We start from the raw sequence: 21,388 nt of genomic DNA, 5'->3' as shown, positions 1-21,388 counted from the left end.
TCTGCTATGCGCCTAATCAAAAGAGGACGTTCATTCTCAGAATGAACGTCCTCTTTTTGTAATCTGACTAACGAAGTAAGCAGAACGTAAGCACGAATTAGAGGTACATTATACCTTGTTATCCTCCAATATTATTTACGAGAGGCACGTGTGCGGGACACCTCATCGAAGTAGAAGGAACGTTTTCCACGGGAGAAAAGCACGATCAAAATATGAATAAAGAGCACGGCATAGACCAACATATAGACACCGACTGTTCCTAGGGAAAGCAATATTTGATAAGGCCGGAGCATAACATCCTCATTACTGGTGAAGGCATAATCATTGACCCAGCCGATGATTGTAATCACGAACCAAGGCGTGTAAAGTGCGGCAAATCTTTTGAATAACGATTCACTGGTAGGTGTGCCGGTCTGACGATTCACATAGCGGAATCGCAAGATGGCCGAGCCTGGAGTTACCCCATTTCGCACCCAAGGTATGAAGAACAGCACAATGACCATAGCAATGGATGTACTTAGCGCATCACTGATCACATCAGACGCTGTAAAGATGGAGATTAGATTCGAAAGGAAGACAACAATGATTCCATCAATAATTAACGCGAGCAATTGAGGCATAGCATACACTCGGTTTTGCTCCACGATCTGTTCACTCTTCGCCTGAATGCTTGCACGTGATGGGAATAAAGCAAGCAGGATGGGCGCTGTGAAGAATCCAATGACTGCTCCCGAAGTGTTCAATAACAGATCATCTACATCGAACAGGCGGTAAGGACAATTGTAATACCCGTAGAATCCGGTGATTTGAGTGATCTCGAAGAATAGGGAAAGCCCTAATCCACCAAGCAGGGCGTACTTCCAGAATGATCTCTTTTGAAAAAAATAACGGATATATACACCTAGCGGCATGAGAAGCAGGACGTTAAATAGAACTTGCAGAAAGGCTCTGCCCTGAATCATGCTCAGATAGCTGGAAGGCTGAGACCATACAATGGGTGTTTCCTTCATGATGTCTTTGACAAAAGTGAATGGAACCAGATTGTAGTAGATCGTGTCAGCAGCTTGCTGTGCACAGGTATCTCGCGTGGTCGGAAAAGGGAGAATGACAAGGCAATAGGCAGCCAGAATATAAAAGATAAAGGAAAAGCTGACGCCAAACCGCGACCAGCTAAAGAAGCCGTCTTTACGATACCCATAGATTAACCACGGCACCAGCAAAAACATGGCCGCGACGACAAATATAAAAAAAGCCGTTTGCACAGGGAAAACATATGAGGACATGAGTAGGAACTCCTTTGGTATTAAATATAATAACAATTCATAGAGACATTAAAATTCATCTATGTGTAGTGCGTATCTATTAGTTACATCATAAGTAGTTACCCTTAAAGTGAGGGATGCATGAACCTTAAATTTGGTTTAAATCCATCTATGCAGTGACCAAGCGTATGGAATATACCGTCAAAATCCCGTATACTTGCGGGAATGCCAATCGTAGAATGGAGAGTTTAATACATATGTCTAATTTGCCTAACTGCCCCAAATGTAATTCAGAGTACACGTACGAGGATGGTAACCTGTTGGTTTGCCCGGAGTGCGCGCATGAATGGTCTTTGGAAGCAGACAATGATAACGCTGAGGATGCAAAAGTAATCCGTGATGCCAACGGAAATGTGCTAAGTGATGGGGATACCGTTACGGTCATTAAAGATCTGAAGGTAAAAGGTAGTTCGCTTGTGGTCAAACAGGGCACCAAGGTGAAGAATATCCGCCTGATTGATGGGGATCATGATATTGATTGCAAGATCGACAGCTTGGGTGCAATGAAGTTGAAGTCTGAGTTTGTGAAAAAGATATAAGATATGATTGAGAAACGTTCAGTTCCGCATTCAACGGGAATTGAACGTTTTTTGTTTGACAGGAAATATTTAGTGGATATATACTGGTTGGAATTTAATTTTTTGAACATGGAGGAGTAGTCTACATATAAGAAAAGGCAGGTGTCAGAGCGATGAAGAGAGATCATATTATTGAATATTATTCCGGGTTTGATGAGTGGGGCAGGCTGGAGCGGGAACCAATTGAATTCATCATTAACATGCATTACATCAGGGAACATCTCCCCGCTACTGGTTGTATTCTGGATAATGGCGCAGGACCAGGAAAGTATGCCATGGAGCTTGCGAAGCTGGGGTATCAGGTCACTTTATCGGATCTGACACCTTCCTCCGTGGATACTGCGAGGCAAAAGGCTCAGGAGTTTGGTTTGGCACAGCAATTCGATGGGTTCCATGTTCTCGATGCCACTTCTCTCTCGGGTGTGGCTGACGAGACGTACGATGCGTCCCTCATGCTGGGGCCTTTGTATCATCTGCAGACAGACGAAGAGCGCACGGCTGCTGTAAGGGAGTTGTACCGTGTGACCAAGCGAGGGGGCGTGGTGTTTGTAGCCATGCAGAGCCGAATGCGCATGAGTATCAATTCACTGCAATCCCCGCAGCATTGGAAGCCGAATGATAATATGGCAGCCATCTCTTCTTTTGTGGAAAAAGGTATTTTCGATCATCAGGATCAAGGACGATTTACGGGAGCATACTATTTTAATATTCAGGACGTTACGCCCTTCATGGAGCAACATGGATTTGAAACCATTGATTTGATTGGTTCATCCAGCCTTAGAGCGATGCTCACGGACGAGCAGCAGCGATACTGGAAAGAGCGTGGCGAGTATGATGAACTCATGCAATATATGATAAATGCTGCTAAGGACCCTTCTATATTGGGAATCTCGTCTCATTTGCTGTACATCGGGAGGAAGAAATAATAGATTTACAGGCAATGCTCTAAAAATCTATGTATTTTAGAATGTCAGCCCGTGGAATACTGTTTCCACATGATATAATATTTCTATCTTATGGTCTGGAGGTGTCACTATGCAATGGAAGGAAGTTCAGGAGCGATTCCCTAATGAATGGGTCGTTTTTGAGGCAACCAAGGCGTACTCTAGAGAAGGCCAGCGTTACATTGAAGAGATGGCAGTGATTGATTCATTTGATGATTCTACAAAGGCACTAAAACGTTATGGTGAATTGCATCAAGAAGATCCCAGACGGGAATACTGCTTTTTTCACACTTCACGTCCAGAAGTTGTGGCAAGAGAACGGTATGTTGGCATGAGAGGTCCTCGATGAAAATTTCAGAGATTTATGGTCTACCCTTCATAAGCATAAAACTTGAATTTAGAGGAGAAGTACTACAATTAGAAAAAGTCCTTTTGGATACCGGATCAGCTAGTACATTGCTGAATGCAGATGCAGTTCGGGAAGTAGGAATGGTTCCTGAAGAGGATGATCTCGTTGATATTATAAGAGGTGTAGGCGGTATAGAGTATGTTTATACCAAGTCACTCGATTCTATAACTGTAGATGGAACAACGATTAATGATTTTCAAGTTGAAATAGGAAATATGGATTATGGTTTAGAGATTGACGGAATTCTGGGATTTAATTTTATGAAACAGACCGGTGTTGTAATTAATGCCAACCTGATGGAACTAAGTATAGATAAGCCATAATTATAGAAATAAACATAAATGTGCCCTCTGGAAACAGAGGGTACTTGTGTTTTTCATCAAAATAGTTCAATATTAAGATATATAACAAAAGGTGATCTACTTACAATAGGTTAGATGAACAACGGATCGCTTCATACCAGGGAGGAACAGACAATGGAAATCGGAATTAGTACATTTGTGGAGACAAACCCGGATGTAAAAACAGGAGAACTTATCAGTCATGCGCAGCGTATTCGGGATGTTGTTGAAGAGATTGTTTTGGCAGATCAGGTGGGTCTGGATGTATACGGCGTGGGAGAACATCATCGTGCTGACTACGCTGCTTCATCACCAGCTGTCATTCTGGCCGCGGCAGCTTCACAGACCAAGAATATTCGCTTGACGAGTGCGGTAACGGTGCTGTCATCGCATGATCCGGTACGGGTATATCAAGATTTCGCGACATTAGATGGCATTTCGAACGGACGTGCAGAGATTATGGCAGGGCGTGGATCATTTATCGAATCCTTCCCGTTGTTCGGCTATGATTTGAATGATTATGATGAACTATTTGACGAGAAACTGGATTTGCTGCTCAAGCTGCGTGATTCTGAAAAAGTAACCTGGGAAGGAAAACACCGTCCTTCCTTTAACAATCTGGGCATCTACCCGCGCCCGGTACAGGAAAAACTTCCGGTATGGATTGGCAGTGGCGGTAATCAGGAATCGGTTGTTCGTGCAGGGCTGCTCGGTTTGCCGCTGGTGCTTGCCATTATCGGTGGTCGTCCGGTGCAATTCGCACCACTGGTGGAGCTGTACAAGAAAGCAGCTGCACATGCGGGACATGATGCTTCCAAGCTGACTGTTGCTTCTCACTCTCACGGCTTTATTGCCGATACAACAGACGAAGCTGTGGAGAAATTCTTCCCGCCAGCTCAAGCAGTCATGAACATACTAGGTCGTGAACGTGGATGGGGACACTACGGCCGTGCGACATTTGATGCGGCGCGCAGTCTGGAAGGTGCATTGTATGTAGGTGATGTGGATACTGTAGCTCAGAAAATTATTTATCTGCGTAAAGAAGTCGGGATTACACGCTTCATGTTACACACCCCACTCGGAACCATGCCTCACAACGAGGTCATGAGAGCGATCGAACTGCTTGGTAAAGAAGTTGCTCCAATCGTGCGTAAGGAAATTGCACGTTGGGAAGCTGAGAACGAAGAGGCCCGTTAATCGACTGTTATTGTTACGGAATTAGATAAAGTCAACCAAATAAAGGAGCATGCCCTAGGCTTATTACGCCAATGGGTCTGCTCCTTTTTCGTTTATCTTCTAAAAGTATCTAAAACAGCACAGATTTAATGCTTATCCATTCGCGGATGCACTTACAAGGGAGTGTATAACCATAGACAACGTATGATCATAGAGGGTTTTGGCAGCTTCTTCGCTCTCAATATGGCCTCCCAGGTACAGATGAATAACACCGTGTAAGGGGGCCCAGATCATTCGTACCGCAAGCAGGGGATCCTGCACCTGAAGCATTCCCTGTTTAATCGCTATCTCCACCAAAGCAGACACTTGCTTCAGTGCAGTCGCTGTTCCTTGTAAGGTCTCTCCATCTGGTTTGAACTCGGAAAAAGATCCTCCAAACATCAGCTGATAGAAGCTGGATTGAGAAATGCCGAAGTCCCAGTAGACGTAGGCCAGATCACGGAAATATTGTTCGAACGATGCCTGCCGGGGCATAGCTTCAAAACGCTGGGCCATGAGGGAGCATCCCTCTAAATACAGATGTTTGGCTAACCCTTCTTTTTTGCCGAAGAGGTTATATATGATTTTGGTGGAGCACTCCATGCGCTCAGCTACACGGCGTACCGTGACGGCTTCCGGTCCATGCTCTTGCAGTAAAGCAGCAGCAGCATGCACAATATTTTGCCGCAGATTATCCGAGTGCTGGAGTCTGGCTTCCTGAAAGGTTGTTACCGTATGTGCAGATTCTGTGGAACCTGAATTAAGATCCTTCATTGATTTCATCCTCGTAACCGTATTGTTGTTGAACAGAAACTACGTTTCCTTTTATGGTCATTCTACTGTTTTACGCCGGATGACGTCAATTTAATCCGAATTTAATAAGTAAGAACCCGTTCTAGATTCAAATTTAACAAATGTATTTGACAGCGTCATGAATTCTGGTTACGATGATTCTATAAAGAAACAACGTTTCTTATTGAAAACGAGTGTTCTAATTATACGTAGAGGATGGATGAGAGATGATAAAGGAACAGCGTCAATGGGTACTTATTACAGGTGCTTCTTCAGGTATTGGGGAAGTTTTTGCACTCGAAATGGCTTCCAAGGGTAAAAATATTGTGCTGGTGGCCAGAACAGAATCCAAACTGAATCAATTGGCAGAACGTATAGAACGTGCATATCAAGTAAGGGCGGAGGTAATCGTATCGGATTTGTCTCAAGTCGATGCACCTCAGAGGGTATATGAGGAATGTCAGAATCGGGGAATACACATCGATATGCTGATCAACAATGCGGGATTTGCTACCCATGGATTATTTGAACAGGTGGATGGTTCCCGGCAGCAGGAGGAAATTATGTTGAACGTGCTCGCCTTGACAAACCTGACGCATCTTTTCTTGCCAGGCATGTTACAAAAGAAAAATGGTGCTGTCATTAATGTATCGTCTACGGCTGCCTTTCAACCTGATCCGTATATGGCTGTGTATGGAGCGACGAAGGCATTTGTACTTTCTTTTACAGAGGCATTATACGAAGAAAACAGGAAGCGTGGCGTTCAGTTTTTGGCATTATGCCCAGGCTCAACCGAGACTTCGTTCTTTGATGTGGTGGGCGCTGATGAAGCCTCGGTGGGTAAACGTGATACACCTGAGCATGTCGTGGCGGTGGCCATGAGAGCACTCGAGTCAGGCAAACCTTATGCTGTGCCGGGGGCCGGTAATTACTGGACAGCGCAGTTCACCCGCCTCGTGTCACGCAAGTTGATGTTGCGAATCGTAGGAAGTATGCTCCGTCCACGTTCCAAGGATGGTAAAGCAGAAAAAGTACAAGCCTGATTAGGGGTATAGATTAAAAGCTTTAGGCCAAAATACCTTTGGCCCGAGCTTCCTTTATCCAACCTGGAAATTCAGTGAGGAGACGATCGTACAATTCTTCATCGCTGATCTTGGAGATATCGTCGAGAGCAAAAAAGTCAGCATTATCGATGAAACGTCCTGTCATGTCATCGAGTTTCTCGAGAATGCCGTAATTGGCTTGGCCTAGGCCAACAAATTGCCAGAACAGGTTTTTGGTTGAGCTTTCGGTAATAAGCCGCATAATTTTCCCTTTTTGACTGACCCCGCCATCGCTAAAAAAGATAATATACGTTGGCATCTTCACATCGGGTTCCTCGATCGTGTATTTGCGAATGACATCCTGCATCACAGGAGGTTCGTTATTGGTACCGCCTTTGCTTCCCAGCGTATATGTGCGTTCAATATAATTCTCGAAATCCCTGGCGGTGACGCTAGGTGCACGCAAGAAGTCTTTGGCGAAGAACCAGACGTCCAACTCTCCGTTATCATCAAACGCTGATGCAATCGCCAGGATACGCTCGAAGGCTTCTTGCACGATGCCTTTGCGATACAGATGGTACATGGAGCCTGATGCATCAAATACAACGGCAACACGTGCCTGTATAGGTTCGATCTTTTTCTTTTGCAGAGACAGGGTTACTTTACGCTTGAGGAGATCGATCTTGGTCAGGTTAAGGGGCGGATGAATCGTGTTTGGTGCAGCAACAGGTGCCAAGACTTCTGGAGAGGTCGCTGCTACTTCAGCTTGTGCGGTGAGAAGAACCTGTTCGGCTTCCGAGGTGTCGTTACTCTCAATTTCAACACCGAATGACTCCGCCAGCGGCTGCAATCCACCAAAGAAACCTCGCCCAATCGCACGAACTTTGAACCCGTCACGATACTTATAGATTTCAATGAGAATAAGTGCTGTTTCCGCAGTGACCTGTGTGATCTCATAGGTGATCTGCTGGGAACCCGCTTGTACAATCGCCTGACATGCCTGAACATCGGCGAAGGTGCCTCCCGCATCCAGAGTAGCCGTAAACACACATTTTTCCACAGGGGCCTGCTGTAATTGATTTGTATCCAGTACAAAAGAGGATTTCAGTTCCTCTGCCTGTTGCAAAAGCACACTTTGATGGGGATCGGCCTTCTGATTATAGAAAACAAAATAGTCGTCGGATGGGACTTTTCCCTCTTCGTTCACCATAAAGCAGCTAACATCCAAGGGAGAAGGAGATGATGTACATTGAATGGTTACCTGAAGTTGGGTGGATTCGTTGATACTGATATTCTGGCCTGTGTTTAAATGGATGAACGAATCTGTCATAATCGGATGCGCCTCTCTTCTCCAATATAATGGTTGAAAATGTACAGTAATAAGATCGATTCTGAGACAAATGTTTCCATAAGTCAATCTTTTCACCGTTGTTCCTACGCCTCATCAGACTCGTACTTTTCCCGATGCTCCTTCTTCATTTTCACATAGTCTGGATCCGTCTTCGCAATCTCCCATTGTGCTTTGAATATGGCCGCGGCTTCTGCCTTCACCTTATCATTCTGATAGGGCAGGATCGAGCCATCCTCCTTCGAGTATTTGCGTCCTCCTTTGTGATTTGTATACCGTCTGGCCCGTGTATAACCCATCTGGAGAAATTTGCGAGCCATATCCATACCCACGAAATCTCCCTTTTTCTTATACTCCACAAATAGCTCATAGATCTTCTCCGATGACTCTGTCGCAATCTCGGGTGTTTTGAATCGCCAGTGTGGCAGAATCTCGCCTTTGTACGGCTCTACCATCAGAACACCCTGCTCGCCCCGGCCTACGGTGTACAACTCAGGATGTTTGCGCAGATCCAACTCATCATAATTGAGACTGTAATCAAATTTTTTCATGTATACACCCTCCTTGATAGGGATTACCCCGATTCTGAATCAACAAGCACGGTTAATGGGGAACAATAGAAGGAATTACACAGGAGGGGTAGCGGTATGGGAATGTCCGGCAGATATCTTGTGGTAACAAAGGAGCTAGTTGAATCCATCAAGTCAGGTGAGATCAGTGTGCATGATTGTGCAGTGGATCTGGATATCGATAAAACGTGGCAGATGCTGCAGTTCACGCTGAACGGTAACTTGGTAGAAGGGGAGCCTCCCCTGGGATATGTGGTGCCTCTCGCAGGTGAGCAATACGTGGGAAACTATTCGGATATGGATCTATTTTTGCTTAGTAACGAGCAGGTGCTGGAAGCCTATATGGCATTGGAGCAGCTCACACCGGAAGAATTAAAGGAGCGGTATAGTCTGGACCAAATGATCGCTGAAGGTGTCTATCCAGTTATGGAAGATTGGGACGCGGAAGAGACATTTCAGGAGATCGTTCAGACCGTGGATGATATTCAGGCCTTGTTTCAGGCCACGGCTGCAAGTGGGAACGGGATCATCTTTTATGTTTTCTAAATGAGCACTAAAATTATGAGGGGAATTCTATGGCCGACACTGAGGCAGGTTTGAACTGTGCCTATTCGGGTTATTGATAGACACAAGGCTCAGGCCTTGATGACATGACAATCCGGTAGAAGAGAGGGAATGCGATATGACACAGGATCAGAACGAAGAGAACAAAGCGATTCAAGAGGACGAGCCGGATCAATTCGAGACTCCCGCAACTGCGGAAGATGAAGAAACGGATGAGAAACTCGCAGAAGATCAGGAGCAAGAATAACTCCCAGCATTGCATAATGAAGCAGGATGTTTTATCGAAACATACGATATGCTGAAATATAGATAGACCAGAGGTCGGACATGTTCCGGCCTTTTGGTTTATTTTTTTGCGTATCCGTTTACAAGAATTACCTATACCTTCATAATGGAAATGAACCATATTTTTCTAAGGAGGAGTTCATATTACGAATCGGAAGTTAGTCCAATGGATGGCAGTGCCACTAGTACTCTTAATGGTTGTTCTTACAGGATGTCAGGCTGTGGGTGGAGTAGACGTTGGCAAAGCAATGGCCAATGGCGCGAGTATCAAGTCCGGTGAATCCAGACAATCCATGAATATAAACATAGAACCGGCTAAGGAATTTGCTACAGAAAAAGACCTTGAAATGATCGAACTCATTAATTCCATATCCCTGGATATTGATCAAGCCAAAATGAAAGATGCGAAGACAGCATCGATCAAAGGTACACTGAGCATGGAGGGAACGAAGTTACCTTTCCACCTGTCCATGAATGAGTCCCAATTGGTCATTGATCTGGACGGAGCCCAGAAACCGCTGTACATGTCTCTGGATACGTTCCAGGATGCACAGGCGCTTCCAATGGTAGATACGAAGCCTCTGGAGAAACAACTCGAGGAACTTTCCCCGAAACTGTTCTCTTTTGTCCTGAAGCATCTGTCCAATCCGAAGAACATCTCCGTTACACCGGTACAGGAATCCGTGAATGGCGAAGCACTTAGCCTCTCCAAGCTGCATCTGGAAGTTAGTGGTGAAGAGATGCTTGCCATGGTTAAACCGTTCCTGACGAGTATTTCGAAGGATGAGCAAGGACTGAAAGACCTGATTGGCGATCTGTACGATGTGTTCTACCCTGTACTGGAAGCAGTGAATGAGGTAGAAGGTGGGGGAGACGACACGCTGAATTCGATCGTTCCTGAATCGAAAGATGAAGCCGTGGCCTCACTGTATGCCATGATCAAAGTGGGACTGGACACTATGCTGGTCAATTATGATCAGGAGCTGACCAACCTGTTGAATGATACCCCTGAATTCAAAACGGTATTTGGCACAGAAACCAAACTGAAAATGGATTTTTATCTCGACAGCAAGCTGGATATTCGCAAGCAAAACTTTGAACTGAAAGTAGCGCTGCCAGCTTCCGAAGATCTGCCGGTGAACTCTGTAACCGTGAGTGGAAACAGTGAACAGTGGAATATCGGTGGCACAGTTGCAGTTGATGAAGTGGATGTATCCCGCGGTGTTATGGATCTGATGAAGGATGATATTACGCCTGGACAGATGCTGCGCAATTTTGATTCCAATTCACTGGCATACCAATTGCTGAAAGATGAAGCTGGAATCACGAGTAAAAGTGTAGTGCTCTTCCCGGATGATGAATACGCCGGGGCGATCACCGTTAAGAACACAACATTTGTTCCGCTTCGCTACGTGTCTGAAGAATTGGATGCTGAAGTGAAATGGACCAAAGGCTCGAACCAAATCGTTGTCATTGACGACATCACTGGTGATGAGATTGTCCTGACCGTAGGTTCCAAGAAGGCAACCGTTGCTGGTAAAGAAGTAACCATGGTGGAATCCGCTTATGTAGGCAAGGACGGCAAGACGTATGTGCCGCTGCGCTTTGTGGCTGAATCCCTTGGAGCTACTGTAGATAAGGAACAAGAAACAGGCTGGATTTACATTGACCGTCCTTAATTTTTTATGACTTAAAATAATGAAATGCATGGGGAGTGCCTCTATTAGAGGTGCTCCTCTTTGTCATGTCGTCCCCGGACAGAGGAATGCCAGGGCACATACGGAAGCATACTAATCTGGTTGAGATGATGGCTGTAACTGTTCCCCGTTAGATTAGAGCAAATAAAGAAATGGGTATTTACGTATGGAGGATGTCAGAACAGCAAAGGGAGGTCTATAGATTATGACTGAACGATTTGCGGGTAAAGTGGTCCTGATTACAGGCGGTGGCTCCGGTCTTGGACGATCAGCTGCTGTGGAAGTTGCACGTGAAGGGGCTAAGCTTGCCCTGGTGGATGTGAACATGAAGGCGCTGGAAGAGACCAAGCGTGTGATCTCGGAAGAGGTACAGCATGCCGAATTTCTGCTAATTGAAGGTGACGTATCGGACGAAGAAGCTGTAAAGAAGTATGTTAGTGATACGGTCAATGAATTTGGGCGTATCGATGCATTTTTCAACAATGCAGGCATTGAAGGCAAGCAGAACCTGATCGAGAACTACGAGACGGAGATGTTCAATAAAGTTATCGACATCAACCTGAAGGGTGTATTTTTTGGGTTGAAGCACGTTCTACCTGTGATGAAAAAACAGGGAGAAGGCTACATCGTGAACGCATCCTCTGTTGGTGGGATTCGCGCCGTGCCAAACCTGGTTGCCTACGGAGCGAGCAAACATGCCGTAGCCGGCATGACCAAAGATGCAGCGATTGAATACGCCGAGCATGGAATCAGCGTTAATGCAATTGCACCTGGAGCCATTCTGACAGATATGGTCATCGGTTCGTTCAAACAGATCAATCCGAATGACTGGGAGTCAGCATCCAAAGAGTTCGTGAAGGACAACCCGGCGAAGCGCTTGGGTGAACCGAAGGAAGTAGGGCGCCTCGTTGCTTTCTTGCTGTCTGGCGAAGCACCATTCATCAATGGAGCCATTATTCCGATTGATGGTGCGCAGTCAGCCAAATATTGATCCCATAATCATCAACAGCACATCGATGCAGCATAGATATATACTGAAGAACGCCCTTTTTCGCCAATGTGCGGATTGGGGCGTTCTTTTTTTGGTTTGATATTCAAGGGGGCGTATCACGTATCCCGCAGGTTAAGTGTGCTGTAGAATTTGTGGCTTTTTGCTAAACCCGGTACTCCCGGCTATAAAGCCCATCTGGCGATAGAATTCATGTGCAGCTTCACGTTCTGGGCGATTGCCACTGTTCAGAGACAAGGAATCCACGTTATGTGTGGCTGCCCATTGTTCGGCTTCAAGAATGAGCTGACGGCCGATGCCTGAGCCCCTGAACTGGTCGTGTACAACCAATGCCAAGATACGGCAGTGTCTTCCGTTCTTTTCATATAGATAAGACGTCTGTAATCCGATCAGTCCAACTACGCGGCCTCGTGCTTCAGCAACCAGTGTAGTAAAGTTTGCGTCCGCAGAGATATGGGTATAGCGCTCTTCCATCTCGGCGTACGTGGTGGGATAACCAAGTTGGTCCATCAGAATGACCATATCCTGCAGATCGGTAGTGGAACTATGTCTAATCGTCACATCCAGGCTCATAATGTTGTATCCTCCTTGGGTCTTTCCTTCAATGAAAGTTCAATAATGGTATCCAGCAGCTCTGCAAAAGAAATGCCTGCAGCTGCTGCACTTTTGGGCAGCAGACTGTTACGGGTAAGACCCGGCAGCGTGTTCACTTCAAGGACATACGGCATGCCTTCCCGAATCATCATATCCACACGAGCGTAGACGCTGCATTTGAGCACCTGATAACAGGCTAAGGCCGCTGCTTCGACGCGATTGTGAAGGTCCAAAGGCAATTGTACAACCTGCTCATCGGCCCCGTGGTCATCGTATTTGGAAGCATAGTCGAAAAACGCAGCGTTTGAACGGATGGAGATCACCGGCAGCATCTTACCATCCAGAATGGCACAGGTGATCTCCTCACCCTCGATATACTGTTCAATCATCACCGTATCATCCCAGACGAGGGCAGCCTCTACAGCGGCGGGTAGGGTGGATGCCTCCTTAACCACTTGGGTACCAATGCTGGAACCACCTGAATTGGGTTTGACCACCACGGGGTACGTTAATTGTTGAACAGCAATAGAGGATAGTTCCTCCATATGGCTCACTCGCAGCCATTCTCCAGTAAGTACACCCGCATGCTGCATGAGCTGTTTGGACATGTCTTTATCCATGCATACACTGCTTGCCAGCACACCACAGCCTGTGTAGGGAATACCCAGAGATTCTAATGTGCCCTGGACAGTACCGTCTTCGCCGTATTTGCCATGCAGGGCAAGCAGTGCCACATCGATCCCCGCTGACTTGTCGATTAGATCACGCTTGGTATTCAGCTCAATGGGTATAACCTCGTATTTGTCTCTATTCAGGTTTGCAATCATCTCCTGTCCGGTGAGCAGGGAAATATCCCGCTCTGAAGATGTACCGCCCATAATCACGCCAACTTTCATGTGAAATCCTCCTTATCTCATTTGAGCTGCTGTCTCGCCAATGATGCGAATGCCTTTACGTATATTCTCATCGCTCACTCTGGAGAAACCCAGACGCATCGTGTTTACACCCTGACCGGGTTCCAGATAGAAGGTATCCCCTGGTGTGAACGTTACACCTTTTCCTTTACAGGCCGCCAGCAGATCACGGGTTCTGTATTGGGAAGGGAACTGCACGAACAGATGCAGACCACCCGCACCGGAAATCCGGCACATTGGCAGATGCTGCTTCAGGCAACGCACAACCAATTCATATTTTCGCTTATACTCTGTGCGAGCACGCTTCAAATATTTCTCGAAATTACCGTTGCTCAGATATTGATACAATAACGATTGGTCCAGCGTGGAGGTATGGATGCTGCGTGCCCGTTTCATACTCTCCAGATAATCAATCAGCGCCGCATCCGCAATAATCCAACCTACCCGCAGGCCTGGGAACAGGACTTTGGAGAAGCTGCCCAGATACACCAGTCCATTGCCTTTGCCCATGCTGGCAATCAGGGGAGATACGTGGGAACCGGAATAGCGTAATTCTTCGTTGAATCCATCCTCAATGATGGGTACCTGATACTTGTTCATCAACCGGATGATCTCTACCCGTTTTGCAGGGGACGTCACAATCCCGGTTGGATTGTGATAGGATGGCACGAGATACGCCAGATCATATGGACTTGTCTCGAGTTCATGTTCCAGTTGTTTCAAGTCCAGGCCATCCGGCTCCATATTCACACCGGTCAGTTGAAACTGGTGCAATTTTAGATTTTTAATCGCCGTGTGGTGCGTTGGATTCTCACAGAGCGCTTTTCCGCTTTTTTTGCGCAACGCTCCAAGCACCAGATCGAAACCTTCCGTGAATCCGTTAGTAATCAGGATGTCCTTGCCACGGAGATCGACACCTTTGTTCTCCATATAACGTAGTAAATAGTTCATCAGCGGTCTGTACCCCTGCGCATATCCGTAATTCAACAGTACTTCGCCTTCAAGTGACATGCGATCCAGAAAAGCCCGCTTTACGTTGTGCAGATCAAACAGCTTTTCATCCGGTGCTATGCTGGTAAACGATATCTCACCGCGCTCTGCACCGGAGCCATGCTTCATCAGATCGTACTGCTCTGCCTGAATGGCATACTCGCTTACCTCTGTCGTCCAGTCCAGTTCCCAGTTCGCTGCTGCCTCAGGTGTTTCGATGGAGGCACTGACGTAATTGCCCTTGCCTTTGACTGCATAGATCAGACCTTCATCTTCAAGCTCGGCATAAGCGAGCAGGACCGTGCTGCGACTAACCTTCATGAGTGTACTGAGTTCACGGGTCGAGGGCAGCTTTTGTTTGGCTTGCAGGCCGCCTTTGAGCATCAATCGCTTCATATAATCTTTGACTTGTATATATACAGGGCGGTCCTCCGTCAGTTGCAGATCGGAATACATCCCATCACTCCCTCTATTGGTATCTTGCCATATTATAAACCCAGCAGAAAGAACCACGATACCTCTGTTTCCCTGAGCGTGTGGTTGGGTGTTCGCACAAACGCAAAAAAGCCCTGGCAGTATGCCGGGGCCTGGTGGTGAAACTTGATCCATTTTCTATAGTACTGCTGCTATAATTTCTACAGTTGTATTGCATGACTAGTCTCTCTAGGATCGATAGCTATCTGACCTTCTACGTGTGTCTATTAACTTCAGTACGACTATAATTGCAGGCTTTCTAGGTGATACTTAAAATCTACAGTGAATCATGAATCTAGGTCTTTCTAGGTTTGCTTGCTGCAAGGGTCGATTAGATGATGAATCTACAATCTATAAGCTAGGGTTCTTGCTAACTGTACTCTTGTCGTGATCACGTAACAGAATTCAGCATGAAAAAGAGTTTCAATCATAGGGTACAATAGACGGAGGTAGATATAAAGACGTATGTCTCAGTGCCCAATTTCTTCCTCATACCCCTATAGTACCACTTTGAATCAGGGAAGTTAACCTTTTTTTTGAAATATTTGTCGTAATAGCGAAAATTGCGTGAATTGTACTTCATATAGAATGAAATGGTGTCCGTTTATAATATGTGATAGGATGTAAACCTATAGATAATGAGGAAGTGAGCCTATTGATTAATATTACCGTGCCAACACCGGATGTAACCATTACAAAGCAGGTTGATCCACAGCTTAGCCACATTTATGGATTTACTGATTTTCACCTGATTACCCGGGAACTAGGCGGGATTTTCATGTTTTACAATGCCGCTGGAGAGTTGTTATTCGTCGGGAAAGCACGTAAATTAAGACCACGTATCAAAAAGCATTTTGAAGACACGGTATCACCAATGAAGAATCACCGCGAAGAAGTAACTAAGATTGAAGTATGCCTGGTTGAAGATCCGGTAGATCGTGAAATTTATGAGACGTATATCATCAACACGATGCGTGCGAAATACAATGTAGATAAAGTCTTGTACAAATAAGACGCTTAAAAAGCACATGAACATGCAATGTCTGGGACATATGTCCTAAGTGTTGCGCCAGTAGGTAAGGATGTAATCGAAGGATTGCATCCGATTCCTTCTGGTGCCTCCCGATCTTTTTGAGGGAGTAGCTTGTAGAATTTGAAACGTAGTAAACCCAAACTTAGTATCACAGATATACCAAATACATATGAAGAGGTGATTGTGTTGATCGGTCGTAGCGGTAACCCTACACTTAAAGACAGCACGTTTGAAAACAGAGGATATGGAGAAGATCGGTATCAGAATTACATGACGATCAACGGCACGGTGAACAAAGCGTTTATTACGCTTGTGATTCTACTGGGCAGTGCATTTGCAACCTGGATGATGTTCTTTAACGGACAACAAGTAATGCCGCTTGCTTATGGCGGATTAATTGTTGGTTTCATTCTGGCACTTGTGATTTCGTTCAAACCCGTAGCGGCACCTTATCTCGTACCTGTCTATGCCGTGGCAGAAGGCCTGTTCCTTGGAGCACTCTCTGCAACCTATGAGTCCCTGTATAACGGAATTACCTTGCAGGCGGCCCTGCTGACCATGGCTGTATTCATCGCTCTGCTGGTGGCATACAAAACCAGATTGATCAAAGCTACGGAGAACTTCAAGCTTGGGGTAGTGGCTGCAACCGGCGGTATCATGATCATGTATCTGCTGAGCTTTGTACTGAGTTTCTTCGGAATTTCGATTCCTTATCTGCATGATAACAGCTTGATCGGCATTGGTATTTCGGTCGTTATCGTCATTGTGGCTGCCCTCAATCTGGTCCTTGATTTCGATTTCATCGAGGGTGGTGCTGAACGTGGGGCACCCAAGTACATGGAGTGGTACGGTGCATTTGGATTGATGGTTACACTGGTATGGTTGTACATTGAGATCATCCGTCTGCTTGGAAAATTGCGGAGCCGGGACTAGTTCTATCCATACGTCAGAGACGTAAACGGAGTGTGGATTTAAAGCTAAAAAGCTAACGCGTGATACTCACGTCGTTAGCTTTTTTGATTAACATTAGCCAGGGCATGTTCGATGTTAACCTCTTACAAAACTCAGCTGATCCAAACTCGTTGAGGCCCAGCACCACTCTATACTAACTCTTTATACAGATCCTCCAAGGTTACAATCTCCGTCTTGCTCGGCAGCTCTCCCCCAGCAGAACATGCCGCAAGCATATGTCCATCATCCAGTCGCTGACTGAGAAAGAGATATGTCCCGGCCTGTTTGCAATGCCATTCCTTCCGTTCATTAGGTAGGATGGCGAAGGAGTCCAGCGGTATGGACAAGCCCATACCGACTGCCTTGATATAACTTTCCTTCAGCGTCCATAGACGGTAGAAGGTCTCCAGCCGCCGGTCGTCAGGCTCGGCAGCCAAGAACTGGCTCTCCTTAGGAGAGAAGAAACGCTCAGCAATCTGCATGTCAATTGGAGCTATTTTTTCCACATCTACGCCCAGTTCATCTGTACCGCCAGAGATTAGCGCAATCCAATCACCAGAATGGGAGACGTTGAATGGTACATCCGAATGGTGAATGAGCGAAGGTTTGCCATAGGAGTTATGGGTAAAAGAAAGCTCAGCATGTCTCAGTCCAGTCAACTTGCTCAAAGTCACACGAGTCAATATCTCTCCCAGCACGGAGCGATACGCGTCAGCCTGACGCAAAAAACGCGAAGCCTGGGCACGTCGCTCGCCAGAAACTTGCGACAGCAATTGGTTCCAGTTCGCCTCGGGCAATACTTCTGGAACTTGGAGCACACAAATAGTTATCATCATTTATCACCTGAGTACGTATTCGGCGTGGATCAATAACTTTCCTTTATATGGAACGGACCCTCAACTCTTCCTCCCAAATCATCACTATACGGATGCCCCTAATAAGCAAGCCGGTTGTGTCGCTTTTCATGTTAAGGCCTCAGATTCTGCATCTTCCTCTTCATGCTTCCTGTACTCGTTTCCATTCCGTATGCGCAGCCTGAACTCGTTCCCACATGTCCTGGCATTCCAGTTCGCTGTAGTTCACCAATGGTTCATGGAATATTTCAGTTAATACGTTACGCCATTCGGTATAACTCTGGATCTCCGTTTTCCGGATTCCTTCGATATCATGTGTTCGAAGCATACATCCACGTAGTTCATGACTGCGGATCTCATCTCGCTGACGAAGCAAAAATGCGTTATGCCAAGGTGATTCGGCCGCCCGACTGTAGAATTCATGTTTGGGAATGAACTCTTCTAGGCTGGTAATTGCTTCAGGAGCATAGTCCACACCTTCACTTGGCCCATTCGGCTCGTACTCAAGCCGCCATCCCCCCGCCACAACAGATGATGGCATCAATTGGTACGTGAACGGAGCTGAACCATAGGCTCCATAACGAAGTGGCAGAGGTTCAAAGGGCATTCCGCCGAGACCTACATCTACAATCCAGCGTTCAACTGTCGGGTCAGCATCCGGCAGAAGCACAGAAAGACCGAGATGGAATGAGTTCACACGGGGTTGTTCCCCATGAGGCTGTACTCCACCGCGATGCCAATCAACCGTATAACCCAGTGATCGGAGAAGAACACTAAATGCACCATTTAGATGAAAGCAGTAGCCGCTGCGTCCCTGTAATATAAGCTGAGTTGAATCTGGAAGACTGATTCCCGCAGGACGACCTGCAAAAATATCGACCGTTTGCCAAGATAAATATTGTACATGTGCTCGCTGGAGTTCAAATAAGAATTCCAGTGTAGGTTCCTTTATATCATCTATGCCGATCCGTTTCAGATAGGCCTGTATTTCAGCTGTATTCAATAGTTCATTCATACAGATCACCTCACGTCATATAGTGGGCTGCAGCCCAAATCTTTATAAACTTCTGCTGCCCTGAGTTCATTGTAAAAGTGAACGGATGAAAACAACATAATCAATTGAGCCAATTGTAACGGTACAATTATTGAACAAAGCCTTGAAATTCATCTCAAGAGATGGACATGGTTCTGATTTCATTGAAATACAATATATGGTTGGGCTATTTCTTTTTCCGGGGTATGCTAACCCTTTGGAGTGGATATAGGTTAGAATATAGATAGATAGCAGGATTAGGAGATGGAAAAATGGCTAATGATGAAGTGATTTTGACACAGGAAGGCTTGGAAAAGCTGGAGGACGAACTGAAGGATTTGAAGACGGTGAAGCGTAAGGAATTGGCAGCTCGTCTGAAACTCGCGATCAGTTACGGTGACCTGAAGGAAAATAGTGAGTATCATTCAGCCAAAGATGATCAGGCCTTTATGGAGACCCGAATTTTGATCTTGGAGAAGATGCTGACAAAAGCAAGAGTCATCTCTTCAGACAATATAGACTCCAACAAAGTGAGCATTGGATCGACGGTGTTGCTTAATGACATTGAGTTCGCCGAGAAGATTGAATATAAAGTGGTTGGCCCTGCCGAGGCGGATGTTGCGAATAATAAAATTTCGTACGAGAGCCCGCTGGGCAAAGAGATAATGGGCAAAGAAGTGGGCAGTGTCATTCATGTCAATGCTCCGATGGGCGTTATCAAGTACGAGTTACTTCAAATTAAAGTGTAATTTAAAAAGAGAGGTGCTCCCAGTCATCCAAGTGGCTGAGGGGACACCTCTTTTTAATTCTATTGGGCTTTGAACGGTTGGGAATAAGGATTTGTTGAAACTTCATACGGTTGGACTAACGGACTTTATCACATACTGTGTTTAAGGAACTTATGAGATGAAGATTTCCGTATGTTTTTTATGTAAAAAAATAACATTTCGACAAATTTCGAATTTCGAATGACCTGACAAGGTGAGTAGTATATAATTACGGGAAAACTTTAAAGTGATGGAGTAGATACGATGAATTTTAGTAAGCCTAATCTAAATCAAGACAACGCTGGCAAAGGAGAACGCTTCTCCCAAGCTGGATTTATCCTTGCAGCCATTGGTAGTTCGGTTGGTCTGGGCAACATGTGGAAATTCCCGTACATTACGGGTGAGAACGGAGGAGCAGCGTTTTTCCTGCTCTTCATCGTCTGTTTGTTACTCATCGGTCTGCCAGTGCTCCTGGCTGAACTTGCGATTGGTCGCAGTGGCAGAGGTAGTGCAGCTACTGCTTTTATCAAAGCAGGTGGACATAAAGGTTGGCTCGCAGCCGGATTGCTGCAAGTATTAACGCCATTTATCATCCTGTCCTTTTATGTCATTATTGCTGGCTGGACATTGCAATATGCGATTACGTCTTTCAGCGGCACGTTGTTTGACAATCCGGATTATGCCGGTCAGTTCGACTCCTTTATAGGTGGCTATATGCCGATTGTATGGCAACTGGTCGCGGTCCTAATTACAGGCTGGATTGTAGCCAAAGGGGTATCCAACGGAATCGAGAAATTCAACAAAGTTCTGATTCCAGCTATGCTTGTACTGCTTATTATCCTGATGATTCGTGCAGTTACATTGCCGGGTGCAGGTGCTGGGGTATCCTTCTTCCTGAATCCGGACTTCTCGCAGCTTACAACAGAATCCGCACTGGTAGCGCTTGGACATGCCTTCTTCTCCCTGTCACTCGGGATGGGTATTCTGGTAACCTACGGTTCGTATGTGGATAAAAATCAATCTCTCGGTGCGGCAACCGTCGCCGTTGGTGCAGGTGACCTGATCTATGCATTCATTGCGGGTCTGATCATCTTCCCAACAACATTCTCGTTTGGTATTGCACCGGACCAAGGACCGTCACTGATCTTTGTGGCTCTTCCGGCAGCCTTCTCAGCTATGCCTCTTGGATTCCTGTTTGGCGGATTGTTCTTCATACTGCTGGCTATTGCGGCTTTGACGTCAGCAGTATCCTTGCTGGAAGTTCCGGTGAAATATTTCATGGAACGTTTGTCCTGGAGCCGCAGTCGTGCGGTATGGGTTATTTCACTAGCGGTCTTCATCGTGGGACTCCCTTCGGTATTGTCGATTGGCTTGCTGCCTGAATGGACGATTGGATCGAAGAGTGTGTTCGACTGGATGGACTTTGTAGCATCTAACATCCTGCTGCCTGTAGGTGGACTGCTTGTGACGATTTTTGCCGGATACTTCTGGAAAACGGCTGCTGAAGCTTCCGGCCTGCGTTCCGGATGGTTCCGGGTGTGGCTGTTCATGCTGCGTTATGTAGCTCCGATCCTGGTTCTGCTGGTTCTACTGCACACATCCGGCATCATTCACTTCTAATGGTGAAGGCCCGATAGGGTGAAATATGGTCTATTGTGCAGA

23 protein-coding genes are annotated in these 21,388 nt (G+C 46.1%); 14 read left to right on the top strand and 9 right to left on the bottom strand.

Going from position 1 to position 21,388, the window contains the following annotated elements; genetic code table 11:
* Nucleotides 1-131: 131 nt before the first annotated feature.
* Nucleotides 132-1,283 carry a VanZ family protein gene (locus MHB85_RS30285; protein ID WP_105600489.1) on the bottom strand — a complete coding sequence of 384 codons (1,152 nt, stop codon included), beginning with the start codon at nucleotides 1,281-1,283 and terminating at the stop codon, nucleotides 132-134.
* Nucleotides 1,284-1,519: 236 nt separating this feature from the next.
* Between MHB85_RS30285 and MHB85_RS30280 the strand changes: the two genes are divergently transcribed.
* From MHB85_RS30280 to MHB85_RS30260, 5 genes are all read left to right on the top strand, one after another.
* Complete coding sequence (locus MHB85_RS30280; RefSeq protein ID WP_017691576.1) at nucleotides 1,520-1,861, top strand: zinc ribbon domain-containing protein YjdM; 342 nt, start codon at nucleotides 1,520-1,522, stop codon at nucleotides 1,859-1,861.
* Between the two features lie 152 nt (nucleotides 1,862-2,013).
* The gene (locus MHB85_RS30275; RefSeq protein ID WP_105600488.1) at nucleotides 2,014-2,826 is read left to right on the top strand and encodes a class I SAM-dependent methyltransferase; all 813 of its coding nucleotides are present in this window, start codon (nucleotides 2,014-2,016) and stop codon (nucleotides 2,824-2,826) included.
* A gap of 109 nt (nucleotides 2,827-2,935) precedes the next feature.
* Complete coding sequence (locus MHB85_RS30270) at nucleotides 2,936-3,193, top strand: hypothetical protein (protein ID WP_074092774.1); 258 nt, start codon at nucleotides 2,936-2,938, stop codon at nucleotides 3,191-3,193.
* Nucleotides 3,190-3,576, top strand: a complete 387-nt coding sequence (locus MHB85_RS30265) for a retropepsin-like aspartic protease (RefSeq protein WP_105600486.1) — start codon at nucleotides 3,190-3,192, stop codon at nucleotides 3,574-3,576. The genes MHB85_RS30270 and MHB85_RS30265 overlap by 4 nt, the downstream gene beginning before the upstream one ends.
* 153 nt (nucleotides 3,577-3,729) lie before the next feature.
* Nucleotides 3,730-4,791 carry an LLM class flavin-dependent oxidoreductase gene (locus tag MHB85_RS30260; protein WP_105600485.1) on the top strand — a complete coding sequence of 354 codons (1,062 nt, stop codon included), beginning with the start codon at nucleotides 3,730-3,732 and terminating at the stop codon, nucleotides 4,789-4,791.
* Between the two features lie 132 nt (nucleotides 4,792-4,923).
* Here the strand turns inward: MHB85_RS30260 and MHB85_RS30255 are convergent, their stop codons facing one another.
* A complete protein-coding gene (locus MHB85_RS30255; RefSeq protein ID WP_105600483.1) occupies nucleotides 4,924-5,583 on the bottom strand; it encodes a TetR/AcrR family transcriptional regulator in 660 nt (219 codons plus the stop codon).
* Nucleotides 5,584-5,828: 245 nt separating this feature from the next.
* Between MHB85_RS30255 and MHB85_RS30250 the strand changes: the two genes are divergently transcribed.
* Entirely contained in the window at nucleotides 5,829-6,644 is an 816-nt protein-coding gene (locus MHB85_RS30250; protein WP_105600482.1) for an SDR family NAD(P)-dependent oxidoreductase, read from the top strand.
* A gap of 22 nt (nucleotides 6,645-6,666) precedes the next feature.
* Here the strand turns inward: MHB85_RS30250 and MHB85_RS30245 are convergent, their stop codons facing one another.
* Both MHB85_RS30245 and MHB85_RS30240 read right to left on the bottom strand, forming a co-directional pair.
* Nucleotides 6,667-7,974 carry a VWA domain-containing protein gene (locus MHB85_RS30245; RefSeq protein WP_105600480.1) on the bottom strand — a complete coding sequence of 436 codons (1,308 nt, stop codon included), beginning with the start codon at nucleotides 7,972-7,974 and terminating at the stop codon, nucleotides 6,667-6,669.
* Between the two features lie 104 nt (nucleotides 7,975-8,078).
* Nucleotides 8,079-8,543, bottom strand: coding sequence for a DUF4385 domain-containing protein (locus MHB85_RS30240; RefSeq protein WP_105600479.1), 465 nt, complete (start codon nucleotides 8,541-8,543; stop codon nucleotides 8,079-8,081).
* A 96-nt stretch (nucleotides 8,544-8,639) separates the two neighbouring features.
* Between MHB85_RS30240 and MHB85_RS30235 the strand changes: the two genes are divergently transcribed.
* The 4 genes from MHB85_RS30235 (at nucleotide 8,640) to MHB85_RS30220 (ending at nucleotide 12,098) form a co-directional block, all read left to right on the top strand.
* On the top strand, nucleotides 8,640-9,107 hold the full coding sequence (locus MHB85_RS30235; protein WP_105600477.1) for a YfbM family protein: 468 nt from the start codon (nucleotides 8,640-8,642) through the stop codon (nucleotides 9,105-9,107).
* Nucleotides 9,108-9,243: 136 nt separating this feature from the next.
* A complete protein-coding gene (locus MHB85_RS30230) occupies nucleotides 9,244-9,372 on the top strand; it encodes a hypothetical protein (RefSeq protein WP_017691584.1) in 129 nt (42 codons plus the stop codon).
* A gap of 208 nt (nucleotides 9,373-9,580) precedes the next feature.
* Complete coding sequence (locus MHB85_RS30225; RefSeq protein WP_105600475.1) at nucleotides 9,581-11,089, top strand: copper amine oxidase N-terminal domain-containing protein; 1,509 nt, start codon at nucleotides 9,581-9,583, stop codon at nucleotides 11,087-11,089.
* 223 nt (nucleotides 11,090-11,312) lie between these two features.
* Nucleotides 11,313-12,098 carry a glucose 1-dehydrogenase gene (locus MHB85_RS30220; RefSeq protein ID WP_076251972.1) on the top strand — a complete coding sequence of 262 codons (786 nt, stop codon included), beginning with the start codon at nucleotides 11,313-11,315 and terminating at the stop codon, nucleotides 12,096-12,098.
* A gap of 132 nt (nucleotides 12,099-12,230) precedes the next feature.
* On the opposite strand, the gene MHB85_RS30215 is transcribed toward MHB85_RS30220, so the two are convergent.
* From MHB85_RS30215 to pdxR, 3 genes are read right to left on the bottom strand one after another with little or no spacing between them, the layout of a single operon-like run.
* Nucleotides 12,231-12,689 carry a GNAT family N-acetyltransferase gene (locus MHB85_RS30215; RefSeq protein ID WP_074092765.1) on the bottom strand — a complete coding sequence of 153 codons (459 nt, stop codon included), beginning with the start codon at nucleotides 12,687-12,689 and terminating at the stop codon, nucleotides 12,231-12,233.
* Nucleotides 12,686-13,606, bottom strand: a complete 921-nt coding sequence (locus MHB85_RS30210) for a D-alanine--D-alanine ligase (RefSeq protein ID WP_105600474.1) — start codon at nucleotides 13,604-13,606, stop codon at nucleotides 12,686-12,688. The genes MHB85_RS30215 and MHB85_RS30210 overlap by 4 nt, the downstream gene beginning before the upstream one ends.
* Before the next feature lie 12 nt (nucleotides 13,607-13,618).
* On the bottom strand, nucleotides 13,619-15,070 hold the full coding sequence (gene pdxR / locus MHB85_RS30205) for a MocR-like pyridoxine biosynthesis transcription factor PdxR (RefSeq protein ID WP_105600472.1): 1,452 nt from the start codon (nucleotides 15,068-15,070) through the stop codon (nucleotides 13,619-13,621).
* 673 nt (nucleotides 15,071-15,743) lie between these two features.
* On the opposite strand from pdxR, the gene MHB85_RS30200 reads away from it, so the two are divergent.
* Together MHB85_RS30200 and MHB85_RS30195 are read left to right on the top strand one after the other, a co-directional pair.
* Entirely contained in the window at nucleotides 15,744-16,100 is a 357-nt protein-coding gene (locus MHB85_RS30200) for a nucleotide excision repair endonuclease (protein ID WP_017691590.1), read from the top strand.
* 207 nt (nucleotides 16,101-16,307) lie between these two features.
* Nucleotides 16,308-17,054 (top strand): Bax inhibitor-1/YccA family protein, encoded by a 747-nt coding sequence (locus MHB85_RS30195; protein ID WP_091012415.1) that lies wholly within the window; start codon nucleotides 16,308-16,310, stop codon nucleotides 17,052-17,054.
* A gap of 167 nt (nucleotides 17,055-17,221) precedes the next feature.
* Here MHB85_RS30195 and MHB85_RS30190 read toward each other — a convergent pair whose 3' ends face one another.
* The gene (locus tag MHB85_RS30190; protein ID WP_105600470.1) at nucleotides 17,222-17,908 is read right to left on the bottom strand and encodes a 4'-phosphopantetheinyl transferase family protein; all 687 of its coding nucleotides are present in this window, start codon (nucleotides 17,906-17,908) and stop codon (nucleotides 17,222-17,224) included.
* A gap of 160 nt (nucleotides 17,909-18,068) precedes the next feature.
* Nucleotides 18,069-18,941 carry an arylamine N-acetyltransferase family protein gene (locus MHB85_RS30185; protein WP_105600469.1) on the bottom strand — a complete coding sequence of 291 codons (873 nt, stop codon included), beginning with the start codon at nucleotides 18,939-18,941 and terminating at the stop codon, nucleotides 18,069-18,071.
* Between the two features lie 290 nt (nucleotides 18,942-19,231).
* On the opposite strand from MHB85_RS30185, the gene greA reads away from it, so the two are divergent.
* The gene (greA, locus tag MHB85_RS30180; protein ID WP_047840913.1) at nucleotides 19,232-19,708 is read left to right on the top strand and encodes a transcription elongation factor GreA; all 477 of its coding nucleotides are present in this window, start codon (nucleotides 19,232-19,234) and stop codon (nucleotides 19,706-19,708) included.
* 282 nt (nucleotides 19,709-19,990) lie between these two features.
* Nucleotides 19,991-21,346 carry a sodium-dependent transporter gene (locus tag MHB85_RS30175; RefSeq protein WP_105600467.1) on the top strand — a complete coding sequence of 452 codons (1,356 nt, stop codon included), beginning with the start codon at nucleotides 19,991-19,993 and terminating at the stop codon, nucleotides 21,344-21,346.
* The last annotated feature ends 42 nt before the right edge of the window (nucleotides 21,347-21,388 follow it).

It is taken from the genome of Paenibacillus sp. FSL K6-4396 (genome assembly GCF_038002525.1).
Lineage (GTDB): Bacteria > Bacillota > Bacilli > Paenibacillales > Paenibacillaceae > Paenibacillus > Paenibacillus amylolyticus_B.
This window is presented reverse-complemented; position numbering and strand designations above follow the sequence as displayed.

Bases quoted from the DNA above. Each gene is read 5' to 3' on its own strand.
- MHB85_RS30220 (WP_076251972.1), top strand. From the start codon at position 11,313: ATGACTGAACGATTTGCGGGTAAAGTGGTCCTGATTACAGGCGGTGGC.
- MHB85_RS30255 (WP_105600483.1), bottom strand. From the start codon at position 5,583: ATGAAGGATCTTAATTCAGGTTCCACAGAATCTGCACATACGGTAACA.
- MHB85_RS30175 (WP_105600467.1), top strand. From the start codon at position 19,991: ATGAATTTTAGTAAGCCTAATCTAAATCAAGACAACGCTGGCAAAGGA.
- MHB85_RS30265 (WP_105600486.1), top strand. From the start codon at position 3,190: ATGAAAATTTCAGAGATTTATGGTCTACCCTTCATAAGCATAAAACTT.
- MHB85_RS30245 (WP_105600480.1), bottom strand. From the start codon at position 7,974: ATGACAGATTCGTTCATCCATTTAAACACAGGCCAGAATATCAGTATC.
- MHB85_RS30190 (WP_105600470.1), bottom strand. From the start codon at position 17,908: ATGATGATAACTATTTGTGTGCTCCAAGTTCCAGAAGTATTGCCCGAG.
- greA (WP_047840913.1), top strand. From the start codon at position 19,232: ATGGCTAATGATGAAGTGATTTTGACACAGGAAGGCTTGGAAAAGCTG.
- MHB85_RS30275 (WP_105600488.1), top strand. From the start codon at position 2,014: ATGAAGAGAGATCATATTATTGAATATTATTCCGGGTTTGATGAGTGG.
- MHB85_RS30235 (WP_105600477.1), top strand. From the start codon at position 8,640: ATGGGAATGTCCGGCAGATATCTTGTGGTAACAAAGGAGCTAGTTGAA.
- MHB85_RS30215 (WP_074092765.1), bottom strand. From the start codon at position 12,689: ATGAGCCTGGATGTGACGATTAGACATAGTTCCACTACCGATCTGCAG.
- MHB85_RS30185 (WP_105600469.1), bottom strand. From the start codon at position 18,941: ATGAATGAACTATTGAATACAGCTGAAATACAGGCCTATCTGAAACGG.
- MHB85_RS30285 (WP_105600489.1), bottom strand. From the start codon at position 1,283: ATGTCCTCATATGTTTTCCCTGTGCAAACGGCTTTTTTTATATTTGTC.
- pdxR (WP_105600472.1), bottom strand. From the start codon at position 15,070: ATGTATTCCGATCTGCAACTGACGGAGGACCGCCCTGTATATATACAA.
- MHB85_RS30225 (WP_105600475.1), top strand. From the start codon at position 9,581: ATGGCAGTGCCACTAGTACTCTTAATGGTTGTTCTTACAGGATGTCAG.
- MHB85_RS30210 (WP_105600474.1), bottom strand. From the start codon at position 13,606: ATGAAAGTTGGCGTGATTATGGGCGGTACATCTTCAGAGCGGGATATT.
- MHB85_RS30240 (WP_105600479.1), bottom strand. From the start codon at position 8,543: ATGAAAAAATTTGATTACAGTCTCAATTATGATGAGTTGGATCTGCGC.
- MHB85_RS30270 (WP_074092774.1), top strand. From the start codon at position 2,936: ATGCAATGGAAGGAAGTTCAGGAGCGATTCCCTAATGAATGGGTCGTT.
- MHB85_RS30230 (WP_017691584.1), top strand. From the start codon at position 9,244: ATGACACAGGATCAGAACGAAGAGAACAAAGCGATTCAAGAGGACGAG.
- MHB85_RS30260 (WP_105600485.1), top strand. From the start codon at position 3,730: ATGGAAATCGGAATTAGTACATTTGTGGAGACAAACCCGGATGTAAAA.
- MHB85_RS30280 (WP_017691576.1), top strand. From the start codon at position 1,520: ATGTCTAATTTGCCTAACTGCCCCAAATGTAATTCAGAGTACACGTAC.
- MHB85_RS30250 (WP_105600482.1), top strand. From the start codon at position 5,829: ATGATAAAGGAACAGCGTCAATGGGTACTTATTACAGGTGCTTCTTCA.